At 71.2% G+C, this 14,178-nt stretch carries 12 protein-coding genes; 4 read left to right on the plus strand and 8 right to left on the minus strand.

What is annotated here, in order from left to right; genetic code table 11:
* Nucleotides 1–216 precede the first annotated feature (216 nt).
* From ACGFR9_RS33625 to ACGFR9_RS33635, 3 genes are read right to left on the minus strand one after another with little or no spacing between them, the layout of a single operon-like run.
* Nucleotides 217–1,977: an NAD+ synthase gene (locus ACGFR9_RS33625; protein ID WP_393216405.1), complete on the minus strand. Its 1,761-nt coding sequence runs from the start codon at nt 1,975–1,977 to the stop codon at nt 217–219.
* Between the two features lie 49 nt (nt 1,978–2,026).
* Nucleotides 2,027–2,650, minus strand: a complete 624-nt coding sequence (locus ACGFR9_RS33630; protein WP_393216408.1) for a DUF305 domain-containing protein — start codon at nt 2,648–2,650, stop codon at nt 2,027–2,029.
* Nucleotides 2,647–3,315, minus strand: a complete 669-nt coding sequence (locus tag ACGFR9_RS33635; protein ID WP_393216411.1) for a DUF3105 domain-containing protein — start codon at nt 3,313–3,315, stop codon at nt 2,647–2,649. Before ACGFR9_RS33635 ends, ACGFR9_RS33630 begins: the two co-directional genes overlap by 4 nt.
* Before the next feature lie 175 nt (nt 3,316–3,490).
* Here ACGFR9_RS33635 and ACGFR9_RS33640 point away from each other — a divergent pair, with 175 nt between their 5' ends.
* A complete protein-coding gene (locus ACGFR9_RS33640; protein ID WP_393216414.1) occupies nt 3,491–3,934 on the plus strand; it encodes an Rrf2 family transcriptional regulator in 444 nt (147 codons plus the stop codon).
* Between the two features lie 647 nt (nt 3,935–4,581).
* A complete protein-coding gene (gene glnA / locus ACGFR9_RS33645; RefSeq protein ID WP_393216417.1) occupies nt 4,582–5,943 on the plus strand; it encodes a type I glutamate--ammonia ligase in 1,362 nt (453 codons plus the stop codon).
* 421 nt (nt 5,944–6,364) lie between these two features.
* Here glnA and ACGFR9_RS33650 read toward each other — a convergent pair whose 3' ends face one another.
* Entirely contained in the window at nt 6,365–6,922 is a 558-nt protein-coding gene (locus tag ACGFR9_RS33650; RefSeq protein WP_393216420.1) for a DinB family protein, read from the minus strand.
* Between the two features lie 323 nt (nt 6,923–7,245).
* On the opposite strand from ACGFR9_RS33650, the gene ACGFR9_RS33655 reads away from it, so the two are divergent.
* Nucleotides 7,246–8,790: a pectate lyase gene (locus tag ACGFR9_RS33655; protein ID WP_393216423.1), complete on the plus strand. Its 1,545-nt coding sequence runs from the start codon at nt 7,246–7,248 to the stop codon at nt 8,788–8,790.
* A 41-nt stretch (nt 8,791–8,831) separates the two neighbouring features.
* Here ACGFR9_RS33655 and ACGFR9_RS33660 read toward each other — a convergent pair whose 3' ends face one another.
* From ACGFR9_RS33660 to ACGFR9_RS33670, 3 genes are read right to left on the minus strand one after another with little or no spacing between them, the layout of a single operon-like run.
* Nucleotides 8,832–9,278, minus strand: a complete 447-nt coding sequence (locus ACGFR9_RS33660) for a PIN domain-containing protein (RefSeq protein ID WP_393216425.1) — start codon at nt 9,276–9,278, stop codon at nt 8,832–8,834.
* Complete coding sequence (locus ACGFR9_RS33665) at nt 9,275–9,517, minus strand: type II toxin-antitoxin system Phd/YefM family antitoxin (RefSeq protein WP_393216428.1); 243 nt, start codon at nt 9,515–9,517, stop codon at nt 9,275–9,277. Before ACGFR9_RS33665 ends, ACGFR9_RS33660 begins: the two co-directional genes overlap by 4 nt.
* Before the next feature lie 26 nt (nt 9,518–9,543).
* The gene (locus ACGFR9_RS33670; protein WP_393216431.1) at nt 9,544–9,984 is read right to left on the minus strand and encodes a VOC family protein; all 441 of its coding nucleotides are present in this window, start codon (nt 9,982–9,984) and stop codon (nt 9,544–9,546) included.
* Nucleotides 9,985–10,192: 208 nt separating this feature from the next.
* Between ACGFR9_RS33670 and ACGFR9_RS33675 the strand changes: the two genes are divergently transcribed.
* Entirely contained in the window at nt 10,193–13,192 is a 3,000-nt protein-coding gene (locus ACGFR9_RS33675) for a bifunctional [glutamine synthetase] adenylyltransferase/[glutamine synthetase]-adenylyl-L-tyrosine phosphorylase (protein WP_393216434.1), read from the plus strand.
* Between the two features lie 90 nt (nt 13,193–13,282).
* On the opposite strand, the gene ACGFR9_RS33680 is transcribed toward ACGFR9_RS33675, so the two are convergent.
* On the minus strand, nt 13,283–14,176 hold the full coding sequence (locus ACGFR9_RS33680) for a phosphatase PAP2 family protein (RefSeq protein ID WP_393216436.1): 894 nt from the start codon (nt 14,174–14,176) through the stop codon (nt 13,283–13,285).
* Nucleotides 14,177–14,178 lie beyond the last annotated feature (2 nt).

Raw genomic sequence — 14,178 nt, forward strand, 5'->3', positions numbered from 1 at the left:
CGCGCGGTGGGGCGAGGCGCGGGCGAGGTGCGGGGTGCCGTCGTGCCCATCCGTGCGGCCTTGCGGCACGGTTGCCCGCGGTGGGGCGAGGTGCGGGCGAGGTGCGGGGTGCCGTCGTGCCCATCCGTGCGGCCTTGCGGCACGGTTGCCCGCGGTGGGGCGAGGTGCGGGGGCGCGCGAGGGGCCGGGGTCCGTTCCGGTCCCTCGCGCGTCGGGTCAGGGTTTCCTGCCCTCTTGCCAGCTGTTCGTGATCGGGAGGCGGCGGTCCTTGCCGAAGCCCTTGGGGGAGATCTTCGTGCCCGGGGGGTACTGGCGGCGCTTGTATTCCGCCCGGTCGACCATGCGCAGGGTCTTGGTGACCAGCGCCGCGTCGAAGCCCGCCGCGACGATCTCGTCCGCGCCCCGGTCCCGGTCCACGTACAGGGCCAGGATCGCGTCCAGGACCGGATAGTCCGGCAGCGAGTCCGTGTCCACCTGCCCCGGCCGCAGCTCCGCGCTCGGCGGCTTGGTGATCGAGTTCTCCGGGATCGGCGGCGTCTGCCCCCGCTCCACCGCAGCCCGGTTGCGCCACTCGGCCAGCCGGAACACCGACGTCTTGTACACGTCCTTGATCGGCCCGTAGGCGCCCACGGAGTCCCCGTACAACGTCGAGTACCCCACCGCCAGCTCCGACTTGTTGCCCGGCGCCAGCACGATGTGCCCCTCCTGGTTGGAGATCGCCATCAGCATCGTCCCCCGCAGCCGCGACTGCAGGTTCTCCTCGGCCAGCCCCGTCAGCCCCAGCGACCCCATGTACGCGTCGAACATCGGCTCGATGGGAACCGTCCGGTAGTTCAGCCCGGTCCGCCGCGCCAGCTCCGCCGCGTCACCCTTGGAGTGGTCGGAGGAGTACTTCGACGGCATCGACACGCCGTACACGTTCTCCGCGCCCACCGCGTCGCACGCGATCGCGGCGACCAGCGCCGAGTCGATCCCCCCGGACAACCCGATCAGCACCGACCGGAACCCGTTCTTCTCCGCGTACGCCCGCAGCCCCACGACCAGCGCGGAGTACACCTCCTCGTCGTCGTCGAGCCGCGAGGCGTACCCGCCGGGCGACGACGCCTCGTACGGCGGCACGGTGTCCTCCGACAGCACGACCCGGTCGATCCGCAGCCCGTCGTCCACGACCCCCGTCGGCGCGTCCGTCCGCGCCGCCGGCAGGTCCAGGTCGACCACGACACACGCCTCGGCGAACTGCGGCGCGCGCGCCACGACACCGCCGTCACGGTCCACGACGATCGAGTCCCCGTCGAAGACGAGTTCGTCCTGCCCGCCCATCATGGCGAGGTACGCGGTCGTGCACCCGGCCTCCTGCGCGCGCTTGCGCACCAGCTCGAGGCGGGTGTCGTCCTTGTCCCGCTCGTACGGCGAGGCGTTGACCGACAGGAGCAGCCCGGCGCCCGCCGAGCGCGCCGCGGGCACCCGCCCGCCGTCCTGCCACAGGTCCTCGCAGATGGCGAGGGCGACATCGACACCCCGCACCCGTACGACCGGCATCGTGTCGCCGGGCACGAAGTAGCGGTACTCGTCGAAGACGCCGTAGTTCGGCAGATGGTGCTTGGCGAAGGTCAGCGCCACCTCACCCCCGTACAGCACGGCGCCCGCGTTCCGCGGCGCGCCCGCGGGCTGGCCGTACTTCGGCTGGGCGGCGGCGCTGCGGTCGAGGTAGCCGACGACCACCGGCAGCTCCCCGAAGCCCTCCTCGGCGAGCCGTACGGCCAGGGCGCGCAGGCCGGCCCGCGAGGCCTCCACGAAGGACGACCGCAGGGCGAGGTCCTCGACGGGGTACCCGGTCAGCGCCATCTCGGGGAACGCCACGAGGTGCGCCCCCTGTTCGGCGGAGTGCCGGGTCCAGCGGACAATCGTTTCGGCGTTGCCGGCGAGGTCGCCGACGCGCGAGTCGATCTGATTCAGGGCGAGACGTAGTTGAGGCACGGGCCCAGTGTAATCGTCAGAGCGACACGATGTCCTGGAGCCCCGTCCCCTACGGCCTCGCCGCGGCCCCTCGCTCCTTCAGCATCCCCGCCATCAGCGCGATCTCCGACTCCTGGCCCGCCACCATTCCCCGGGCCAGCCGCTTCTCGACCCCGACCTCGCAGGAACGGACACAGGCCTGAGCCATGTGCACGCCGCCCTTGTGGTGGTCCGTCATCAGCTGCAGGTAGAAGACCTCGGCCGGTTTCCCGCTCAGCTTCCCCAGCCGTTCCATCTCGCTGTTGGTCGCCATGCCGGGCATCAGCGCCCCGTCCTCGCCGGAGGCCGTGCCGCCCATGCCCATCCAGGTCATCGGCGGATCGGCGGACACCTTGGGCAGCTCCCACATGTCGAGCCAGCCCAGCAGCATGCCCCGCTGGTTGGCCTGGGTCTGGGCGATGTCGTAGGCGAGCCGGCGGACCTCCTCGTCGTCCGTGCGGTCGCGCACGATGTACGACATCTCGACGGCCTGCTGATGGTGCACGGCCATGTCGCGGGCGAACCCGGCGTCGGCGGAGTCCGCGGCCGGGACGGCGTCCGAGGACCCCTCGTCGCCGGCCACGGCGTAGGTGATCGCGCCGGTCGCGATCAGCGCCGTGACCACGGCGCCCGCGACCAGCCCGACCTGCCTCACTTGGAGAGTCCGTTGGTGCAGGCGGCCCCCGGCTCCGGCGTCTGCTCCCCCTGGACGAACTTCGCGAAGAACGCGTCCACGTCCGGGTCGTCCGCCCCGGTCACCGTGCGCTGGTGCCCCCACGCGGACAGCATGATCGCGTCCTTCTGCCCGTCCACGGGGCTCATCAGCGTGTACGGCGTCTTCTTCACCTTCGCCGCGAGCGCCTCGACGTCCGCCTCGCCGGCGGAGGCGTTGTAGGTCACCCACACCGCGCCGTGCTCCAGCGAGTGCACGGCGTTGGTGTCCTTGATCTCATCGGTGTAGACGTCCCCGTTGCAGTTCATCCATACGGGGTTGTGGTCACCGCCGACCGGGGGAGTGACGGGGTAGTCCACGGCCTTGGTCACGTGGTTGCGGCCCAGTTCGCCCTTCCAGGCGCGTACACCGTCCTTGCCGGTGACGAACTCGCCCGCGTTCTTCCCGTCCGACGCCGTGCTGCCGCTGCCACCGTCGTCGGACTGCGACTGGACGAGCACCACGGTGCCGGCGACGAGCCCGGCGACGACCACCACACTGGCGGCGATGACGAGGATCCGGGTACGGCGCTCACGGGCCTGCTCGGCGCGCCGCATCTCCTCTATACGCGCCGAACGTGCCGCACTGCTCTTCTTGGCGGAGCCCATGGAAAGTGCCCTTCGAGGGGAGGCTGACGAACGGGTGAGCTGATCGTAATAGGAGTCGGGGGCCCAGCCCCAGAACCCCGAAAGGCGCGTGCGGAAACACGTACGCGAAACGCACACAGAAATACCGCACGCAGAAAAGTTGAACCCAGGATGCGTATTACCTACGCTGCCTGATATGCGGCTCCTCCGCTCCACCGACCTGGCCCTTCGCGTCCTCATGCGCCTCGCCGTGGCGGGCGACTCCACCCCCACCACACGTGAGGTCGCGGACGTGATGGACGTGCCGTACACGCACGCCGCGAAGGTCGTCGCCGAACTCCAGCACATGGGCCTGCTCACGGCCCGCCGCGGCCGGGGCGGCGGTCTGGGCGTCACCAAGGACGGCCGTACCGCCTCCGTCGGCGCGGTGATCCGCGCCTTCGAGGGCGAGGGGGACGTCGTCGACTGCGACGGCGGCACCGCAGTGTCCCCCTGCCCGCTGCGCTCGGCCTGCCGCCTGCGCGGCGCCCTGCGCACGGCCCAGGAGGCCTTCTTCGCCTCCCTGGACCCCCTCACGGTCGAGGACATCGTCACCTCCCCCACGGGCCCCCTCCTCCTGGGCCTCACCCCGAAACAATGATCGCCCGGCGCGAACCTGCCCCCGACGGCACCGCGAGCGGAGGCGGCCGTCCGTAGGGTGCCGGGTGTGACCCGTAGGGGGTCGGTTCGCGCGCGAGCGGTCCGGGGCTTACCGACAGAGGCCGGTCCGGCCTGTATGGGCGGCCGCCGGCAAGCGGCCCCGGAGTCGCCCGCAAGCGGAGGCCGGATCCCTCGTGGGCGGCGGGGGCTGCCTGTAGGGGGCCCGATGTGGCCCGTAGGGGGTCGGGTCCGCGCGGAGAGTGGTCCGGGGGCGTCGGCAGGCGGAGAGGGACCCCCTGCGGGGGGCCTGTGCGGCCCGTAGGGGGGCGGGCCGTCCGCGAGTGGCCCGGAGTCGCCCGTAAGAGGCCCCCGTATCGGCGCAGGCGCCCCCTTTGCGCGCAGGCGCCGGCCGTTACGCGTGGGCGCCCCCGTTACGCGCTGCCGTGTGAGCGGGGCAAGATGGGAGGCGAGCGGTACACCTGGCGTGTGCGCGGCGTTCAGGTCACGGCCAGTCGGCCGATCAAGGTCGGCAACGCGTATGAAACGCTGGTGTGGTGGGATGCCCGTGTGCCCGCTCGGCAGCCCGCCCGCCATCCACGGCGGGGGCGCGGACAGGCGGCCCGACCGGCAAGGATGGGGAATCGGAAGATGGACAAGCAGCAGGAGTTCGTGCTCCGGACCTTGGAGGAGCGCGACATCCGGTTCGTGCGCCTGTGGTTCACCGACGTGCTGGGCTTCCTGAAGTCCGTGGCCGTCGCCCCCGCTGAGCTCGAGCAGGCGTTCGACGAGGGGATCGGCTTCGACGGCTCCGCCATCGAGGGCTTCGCCCGGGTGTACGAGTCCGACATGATCGCCAAGCCGGACCCGTCGACGTTCCAGATCCTCCCCTGGCGCGCCGAGGCCCCCGGCACCGCCCGGATGTTCTGCGACATCCTGATGCCGGACGGCTCCCCGTCCTTCGCGGACCCGCGCTTCGTCCTCAAGCGTGCCCTGGCCCGCACCTCCGACCTGGGCTTCACCTTCTACACCCACCCGGAGATCGAGTTCTTCCTGCTGAAGAACAAGCCCCTGGACGGCAGCCGCCCGACCCCGGCCGACAACTCCGGCTACTTCGACCACACCCCGCAGAACGTCGGCATGGACTTCCGCCGCCAGGCGATCACCATGCTGGAGTCGATGGGCATCTCGGTGGAGTTCTCCCACCACGAGGGCGCCCCCGGCCAGCAGGAGATCGACCTCCGCTACGCGGACGCGCTCTCCACGGCGGACAACATCATGACGTTCCGCCTGGTCATGAAGCAGGTCGCTCTCGAGCAGGGGGTCCAGGCGACCTTCATGCCCAAGCCCTTCTCCGAGCACCCCGGCTCCGGCATGCACACCCATCTCTCCCTCTTCGAGGGAGACCGGAACGCGTTCTACGAGTCCGGCGCCGAGTACCAGCTCTCCAAGGTCGGCCGCTCCTTCATCGCGGGCCTGCTGCGGCACGCGGCGGAGATCTCCGCGGTCACCAACCAGTGGGTCAACTCGTACAAGCGCATCTGGGGCGGTACGGAGCGCACGGCCGGCGCCGGCGGCGAGGCACCGTCGTACATCTGCTGGGGCCACAACAACCGCTCGGCCCTGGTCCGCGTGCCCATGTACAAGCCCGGCAAGACCGGCTCCGCCCGCGTGGAGGTCCGCTCCATCGACTCCGGCGCCAACCCGTATCTCACCTACGCCGTCCTGCTGGCCGCCGGCCTGAAGGGCATCGAGGAGGGCTACGAGCTTCCGCCGGGCGCCGAGGACGACGTCTGGGCCCTCTCCGACGCGGAACGCCGCGCGCTCGGCATCGAGCCCCTGCCGCAGAACCTGGGCGAGGCCCTGGCCCTGATGGAACGCAGCGACCTCGTCGCCGAGACGCTCGGCGAGCACGTCTTCGACTTCTTCCTGCGCAACAAGAAGCAGGAGTGGGAGGAGTACCGCTCCGAAGTCACGGCGTTCGAACTCCGCAAGAACCTGCCGGTGCTGTAGGCACGGACGCGAGCGGGCCCACGGCCCGCGGGCCCGCGGCCTCGTGCGGGGCGAGCGGCCCGTGGACCCGCCGCCTCGCACAGGGCGAACGGCCCGTGGGCCCGGAATCCCGTGCGGGGCGCACGGCCCGCGGGCTCGCCACCTCGCACAGGGTGGATCGCCGCGGTTTTGCGACCTCGCGCAGGGCGGACGGCCATAGGCCCGCCACCTTGCTCAAGACGAGCGGTCGTGGGCTGGGCGAATGCCCGTGGGCCCGCCACCTCGCGGGGCGCATGGTCGTGGGCCCGGGATCCCGCGCGGGGCGGACGGCCATGGGCCCGCCACAGCGGGGAGGGGCGGACGGCCGCGGTCTCGCACGGGGCGGATTGCCGCGGGCCCGCGACCCTCCGGACGTCCACCCGCCCCGGCGGACCAACGGGCGTCAGCCCATGCTCTTCGCGCCGTCCAGGGACTCCCGGATGATGTCCGCGTGGCCGGCGTGCTGAGCCGTCTCGGCGATGATGTGCAGCAGCACCCTGCGGACCGACCACTGTGCGTCCGCCTCGAACCACGGGGCCTTCGGCAGCGGCCAGCGGGCGTCCAGGTCGGGGAGAGCGGCGACCAGGTCCTCGGTCCGGCGGGCCACGTCGGCGTACTCGGCCAGCACACCGGCCAGCGTCTCGCCGGGCAGCATCCGGAACTCGTCGGCCCGCCGGGCCCAGTCGGCCTCGGTCATGGCGGTGAAATCCCCCATCGCCGAGGGGCCGTTCAGGATGAAGTCCACCCAGTTCCGCTCGACCGACGTGACGTGCTTGACCAGGCCGCCCAGACAGAGCTCGCTGCTCGTGGTCCGCAGCCCGGCCTGTTCGTCGGTGAGATCGCGGGTGGTGAAGCGCAGGAAGTGCCGGTGCTTGGCCAGCGTCTCCAGCAGATCGGCGCGCTCGCCGGTGACGGCCGGGGTTGCGCTCGCGTCGTCGGTGGTCAGCTCGTTCACGGTCATGGTGATATGCCTTCCGTTGTTCTGCTCCGTCGGACAAGAACCACGTTAGAAGTGATCGAGGTCAGGTCCTGTCCTAGATCCGGCGCGGGCGGGGAGCGGATCGCGGCACCACGGCAAGTGGAAGCCCCCCTTCCGTAACTGCGCGGACTCTTGCAAGTCCCCGGGCGTGGCCCTACTGTCACGGCAGACCAGTAGAAAGCGCTTTCTCGTCGATGGGTCCGGCCACCCCGCCCCCCTCATCGATGCCCCTGTCATGCCCATGACACGAACCTGAACGGCACCGGCACCAGCCCCCGACTCAGAGGATGAAAGGCGAGACGAGAATGAAACGATCAGTCGCCGTGCGGCTCTCCGCCGTACTGGCCACGGGAGCCCTCGCGGCAGCGACCGGCCTGGCCATGTCCACGACCACGGCCTCCGCCGCCACCGGCGGTGTCACCGGCTACGCGACGCAGAACGGCGGAACCACCGGCGGTGCGGGCGGCCAGACGGTCCGCGCCACCACCGGCACCGCGATCCACCAGGCCCTCTGCAGCCGGGCCAGCAGCTCCACCCCGATCACCATCCAGGTCGAGGGCACGATCAACCACGGCAACACCACCAAGGTCTCGGGCGGCAGCTGCAGCACCGCGGCCGACAAGATCGAGCTCAAGCAGATCAGCAACGTCTCGATCATCGGTGTCGGCAACGGCGCCGTCTTCGACCAGCTGGGCATCCACATCCGGGAGTCCAGCAACATCATCATCCAGAACGTGACGGTGAAGAACGTCAAGAAGTCGGGCTCGCCCACGTCGAACGGCGGAGACGCCATCGGCATGGAAAGCGATGTCCGCAACGTGTGGGTCGACCACACCACCCTGGAGGCCTCCGGCGGCGAGTCCGAGGGCTACGACGGCCTGTTCGACATGAAGGACAACACCCAGTACGTGACGCTGTCCTACAGCACCCTGCGCAACTCCGGCCGCGGCGGACTCATCGGCTCCAGCGAGAGCGACACGTCCAACGGCTACGTCACGTTCCACCACAACCTGTACGAGAACCTCGACTCCCGTACGCCCCTGCTGCGCGGCGGCATCGCGCACATCTACAACAACCACTACAAGAACCTGAACGAGTCCGGGATCAACTCCCGGGCCGGCGCCCGGGCGAAGGTGGACAACAACTACTTCGAGGACTCGAAGGACGTCCTGGGCACCTTCTACACCGACCAGGCCGGCTACTGGCAGGTCAGCGGCAACATCTTCGACAACATCACCTGGTCCTCGCGGTCGGGCGACAATCAGCCCGCCGGCCCGAACCCGACGTCGAACACCTCGGTGAGCATCCCCTACTCCTACAGCCTCGACGCGGCCAACTGCGTGCCGAGCGTGGTGAGCCAGACGGCGGGTGCCAACAAGGGCCTGAAGGTCTCGGACGGCAGCTGCACCCCGCAGAACCCCGACCCGACCGACCCCGACCCCACGGACCCCGACCCCACCGACCCCGACCCCACCGACCCGCCCACCGGCACCAACCTCAGCATCGGCGCGGGCGCGGACGGCTCCTCCAAGGCCTCCGGGACGAGCTACGGCAACGTCGTCGACGGCAGCACGAGCACCTACTGGTCGCCGTCGGGCTCGACCGGGTCCGTCTCGGTGAAGTGGGGCTCCGCCACCACGGTCTCCAAGATCAACATCCAGCTGGCCTCGGGCTCCGGGACCATCGGTTCGTACCGTGTCCTCAACCACGACACGGGCGCCGTCCTGGCCTCCGGCAGCGGGTCGGGCACCATCGGCTTCTCGGCGACCTCGCTGAAGAAGGTCACCTTCGAGATCACCGGCGCCTCGGGCACCCCGAGGATCGCCGAGTTCGAAACGTACGCGAGCTGACCGCGAGCCGGGGGCCGTCCTGACGACGGCCCCCGGTCCCGTCACAGATCGTCCGGGAGCAGCCGGAACGCCCCGTGCCCGGTCAGCGGCCGGATCATGCGGAAGTGCCGGTCCGAAGTGAACATGACGTCGGTGTGGTAGGCCGCGGCAAGGGCCACGTTCATGGCGTCCGTGAGTCCGACCCCCTTGCCACCGTCCGCGTCCGTGTACCCCTCCGCCACGGCGATGGCCGCACTCAGATGGGCGCTCAAGGGCGGTACCTCGAATCGGCGGGTGGCCACGTTGCGTTCCACAAAGCGCGCGGCCACGACGGCCTTCGCCGCACCGGCCCTGGTGGCGATGAGGTAGTCCAGTTCGGCCAGCACCATGGGCGAGACGACGAGGTGGCTGATGGAGGCCAGGGCCTTCCTGTGCGCCTCGTGGCCGGCCAGCCTCGGGTCCAGCAGGCGGTACAGCGCGTTGGTGTCGGCGATGGCGACGAGGCTCATGTCCCCATCCCCCTGAGCGTTTCCTCGATCTCGTCGTCGTCGAGGTCGGGCAGCCCCAGGTCGGGAAGGTCGAGATCTCCCATGGGGTCGGTGGGGTAGGCCGGGACCTCTTCCTCCGCGATCGGTATCACGCGGGCGACGGCGACGCCGTTCTTGGTGACCGTGACGGTCTCTCCGCGTGCGGCCGCGGCGAGGATCTGCGAAGACCTCTGATTGAACTCGCGGGCGGTAGTCTCCATGTAGTACATGTTACTACGCGGAGCGGCTACGCCCCCGCCGCGTCCCCCAGCGCCTTGTGCAGCGGCTCCTTCGCGCGGCGCCGGTACTCCTGGACCGCCCAGCCGTTGCCGTCCGGGTCGGTGAAGTACATGAACGTGGCGCCGTCGGACTCGGCGTAGCGCACCGGTTCGGAGACCTCCAGACCTCGTGCGGTCAGTTCCGCGTGGGCCGCGTCGATGTCGGCGACACAGAGCTGGAGCCCCTGGTAGGAGCCGGGAGCGGGGGCGGACTGCGGGCTCATCTTCCAGATGCCCTCGCCCAGGGCGATCGAACAGCCCGAGCCGGGCGGCGTCAGCTGCACGATGCGCAGACCCGGCACGACCTCCTGGTCGATGTCGACGTGGAAGCCGACCTTGTCACGGTAGAAGTCCCTGGCCCGGTCGATGTCGCTCACGGGCAGGGGGATCACTTCGAGGGTCATGTCCACGGAAAGCGGCTCCTTGGTCGGCAGCCGTACGCGTCGCGCGGACGGCTCCCCCTCACCGAAGCCGAAAACAGCCCCCGCCGCCACCGAAAACACGCCACCGTGCCCCCGGTACCCGTCCCGGGCCACCCCAGCGCCGTACGCACCCACTGCGGATAGGCTCGAGCCGTACGACCCAGAGTCCGAGGCACGAGGTACGAGGAGGCCGGGGATGACGTCGGCGCCGGGGCGCAGGAGCAGTATCTTCACGCGGCTGCTGCGGCACGGCTTCACCGATCCGTCCGCCGCCGAGCGGCTGCTCGACAGCCCCGAACTGGCGGCCGTGCGCGACGACCCCGTCCTGCTGGACGCCCTCGGGCGGGCCGCCGACCCCGATCTCGCGCTGCTCGGCCTCGTACGGCTGCTGGAGGCGCAGGACGGGCACACCGCCCGCCAGGAACTGCTGGACACGCTGATAGCGGCCAAGCCGCTGCGGGACCGGCTGCTCGGGGTGCTCGGCGCGTCCGCCGCGCTCGCCGACCACCTCGCCCGGCACCCGACCGACTGGCAGGCCCTCGTCACCTACGAGCCGCGCGATCTGCACCCGGGCGTCGAGGAGTTCGAGCGGGGCCTCGCCGAGGCCGACGACCCGGTCTCGCTGCGCGTCGCCTACCGCCGCTGTCTGCTGTCCATCGCCGCCCGCGACGTCTGCGGCACCATCGAGATCGCCCAGACCGCCGCCGAGCTCGCCGACCTCGCCACCGCCACCCTGCGCGCCGCCCTCGCCCTCGCCGCGACCGCCGCCCCCGAGGACGCCGCCCTGTGCCGGCTCGCCGTGATCGCGATGGGCAAGTGCGGCGGCCACGAGCTGAACTACGTCTCCGACGTCGACGTCATCTTCGTCGGCGAGGCCGTGAACGGCGCCGACGAGGACAAGGCACTGCGCGCCGCGACCCGGCTCGCCTCGCATCTGATGCGGATCTGCTCCGAGACCACCGTCGAGGGCTCCATCTGGCCCGTCGACGCCAACCTGCGCCCCGAGGGCCGCAACGGGCCCCTGGTGCGCACCCTCGCCTCCCACCTCGCCTACTACCAGCGCTGGGCCAAGACCTGGGAGTTCCAGGCGCTGCTCAAGGCCCGCCCGGTCGCCGGCGACCTCCCGCTCGGCGCGGAGTACGTCGCCGCGCTCCAGCCGCTCGTGTGGGGGGCCGCCGAGCGGGAGAACTTCGTCGCCGACGTGCAGAAGATGCGCCGCCGGGTGGTGGAGACCATCCCCGCCACCGAGATCGACCGCCAGCTGAAGCTCGGCCCCGGCGGCCTGCGGGACGTCGAGTTCGCGGTGCAGCTGCTCCAGCTGGTGCACGGCCGCGCCGACGCCTCCCTGCGCAGCGGCACCACCCTCGACGCGCTGAAGGCGCTCGCCGCCGGCGGCTACGTCGGCCGGGTGGACGCCGCCCAGCTCGACGACGCCTACCGCTTCCTGCGCTCCATGGAGCACCGCATCCAGCTCTACCGGCTGCGCCGCACCCACCTCGTCCCCGAGGACGAGACCGACCTGCGCCGCCTCGCCCGCTCCCTCGAACTGCGCACCGACCCGGTCGCCACCCTGACCCGCGAGTGGAAACGGCACGCCTCCGTCGTACGGCGGCTGCACGAGAAGCTGTTCTACCGGCCGCTCCTCGACGCCGTGGCCGCGCTCGCCACCGGCGAGGCCCGGCTCAGCGCCGAGGCCGCACGCGAACGCATGGTCGCCCTCGGCTACGCCGACCCGGCCGCCGCCCTGCGCCATCTGGAGGCGCTGGCGTCCGGCGTCACCCGCAAGGCCGCCATCCAGCGCACCCTGCTGCCCGTGCTGCTCGGCTGGTTCGCGGACTCCGCCGACCCGGACGCAGGCCTGCTCAACTTCCGCAAGGTGTCCGACGCGCTCGGCAAGACCCCCTGGTATCTGCGGCTGCTGCGCGACGAGGGCGCCGCCGCCGAGAACCTGGCCCGGGTGCTCTCCGCCGGCCGGCTCGCCCCCGACCTGCTGATGCGCGCCCCCGAGGCGGTGGCGCTGCTCGGCGACGGCGACGGCGGACTCCGGCCGCGCAGCCGCGCCGCCCTGGAACAGGAGATGCTCGCCGCCGTCCGCCGCGCCGACAACGCGGTCCAGGGCGTCACCGCCGCCCGTGGTGTGCGCCGCCGCGAACTGTTCCGTACGTCGGCGGCCGACATCGTCGGCTCCTACGGCACCGAGTCCCAGCCCGCCGAGGCCGACCAGGGCGCCCTGGTGGACCTGGTCGGCGGAGCGGTCTCCGACCTGACCGCCGTCACCCTCGCCGGCACACTGCGCGCGGTGGTGCGGGAGGGCTGGGGGGACACCCTGCCCACCCGGTTCGCCATCATCGGCATGGGCCGCTTCGGCGGACACGAACTGGGCTACGGCTCCGACGCGGACGTCCTCTTCGTCCACGAACCGCGCGACGGCGTGGACGAACGGGAGGCCGCCGAGGCGGCGAACAAGGTGGTCTCGGAGATGCGCCGCCTGCTCCAGATCCCCAGCGCCGACCCGCCCCTGCTGATCGACGCCGACCTGCGCCCGGAGGGCAAGTCCGGCCCGCTGGTCCGCACCCTCAAGTCGTACGAGGCGTACTACCGGCGCTGGTCCCTGGTGTGGGAGCGGCACGCGCTGCTGCGCGCCGAGCATGTCGCCGGGGACGAGGAGCTGGGACGCCGCTTCACCGAGCTGATCGACCCGCTGCGCTATCCGGCGGACGGCCTCGGCGACGAGGCCGCGCGGGAGATCCGGCGGCTGAAGGCGCGTATGGAGTCCGAGCGGCTGCCGCGGGGTGCCGATCCCAAACTGCACGCCAAGCTGGGGCCGGGCGGGCTGTCCGATGTGGAGTGGACCGTGCAGCTGATGCAGCTGCGGCATGCCGCCCGGGAGGCGGGGCTGCGGACCACGCGGACGCGTGAGGCGTTGTCGGCGGCCTGTGCGGCGGGGCTGATCTCCTCGGACGATGCCGCGATTCTGGACGAGGCGTGGGTGCTTGCGACTCGGGTGCGCAACGCGGTGATGCTGGTCAGGGGGCGGGCGGGGGACACGTTTCCGACGGCGCCTCGGGAGCTCGGGGCCGTGGGGCGGTATCTGGGGTATGGGCCCGGGCATGCGGGGGACATGCTCGACGCGTATCGGCGTACGGCGCGGCGGGCTCGGGGTGTGGTGGAGGAGTTGTTCTACGGCGGGGCGTGAGGTGTGGTTCCGGGTCACTGTGCGGGGTTTTCGCCCCCGCCGCCCCTTCCCGTCCCGTCCCCGGGGGCGCTGCCCCCGGACCCCCGCTCCTCAAACGCCGGAGGGGCTGGATGGTGCGCCGGAGGGGCTGGATGGTGTGTCGGAGGGGCTGATCTCGCCGGGTTTCGGGATGTGTTTCGGGAGGGTGTGGGGCCAGTGGCCGTACCAGAGGAGTGCGATGCCGTAGCCGACGGACAGGCAGATCAGGCCGCCCACCGCGTCCAGCCAGAAGTGGTTGGCCGTGGCCACGATGACCACCAGGGTCGCCGCCGGGTAGAGAAGGCCCAGGACCCGGGCCCATGGGACCGAGGCCAGCGCGAAGACGGTCAGTCCGCACCACATCGACCAGCCGATGTGCATCGACGGCATCGCCGCGTACTGGTTCGACATGTGCTTCAGATCGCCGGACGCCATCGACCCCCACGTCTGGTGGACCAGCACGGTGTCGACGAAGTCCTGCCCCCGCATCAGCCGGGGCGGGGCGAGCGGATACAGGTAATAGCCGGCCAGGGCGATGCCCGTGGTGGTGAACAGGACCAGCCGGGACGCCGCGTAGCGGCCGGGATGACTACGGTAGAGCCATACGAGGACACTCAGCGTCACCACGAAGTGCAGGGTGGCGTAGTAGTAGTTCATGCCGACGACGAGCCAAGTCACCCCGTTCACGGCATGGTTGACGGACTCCTCGAAGGCGAGCCCGAGTTGCCCCTCCAGACGCCAGATCCAGTCGGCGTTGCGCAGCGCCTCCGCCCGCTGTTCGGGCACAGCGTTGCGTACGAGGGAGTACGTCCAGTAACTCACCCCGATCAGCAGGATCTCGAACCACAGCCGGGGCCGGCGGGGAGTGCGCAGACGGCGCAGGCGACCCGGCCCCGTCCGCTCCGCGACGGGGTTCGCTGCGGCCTGTTCGCGGCCTTCCAGCGTTGTCACGGTCGTGTCACCCATAG

This window comes from Streptomyces sp. NPDC048584, from assembly GCF_043199595.1.
Taxonomy (GTDB): domain Bacteria; phylum Actinomycetota; class Actinomycetes; order Streptomycetales; family Streptomycetaceae; genus Streptomyces; species Streptomyces edwardsiae.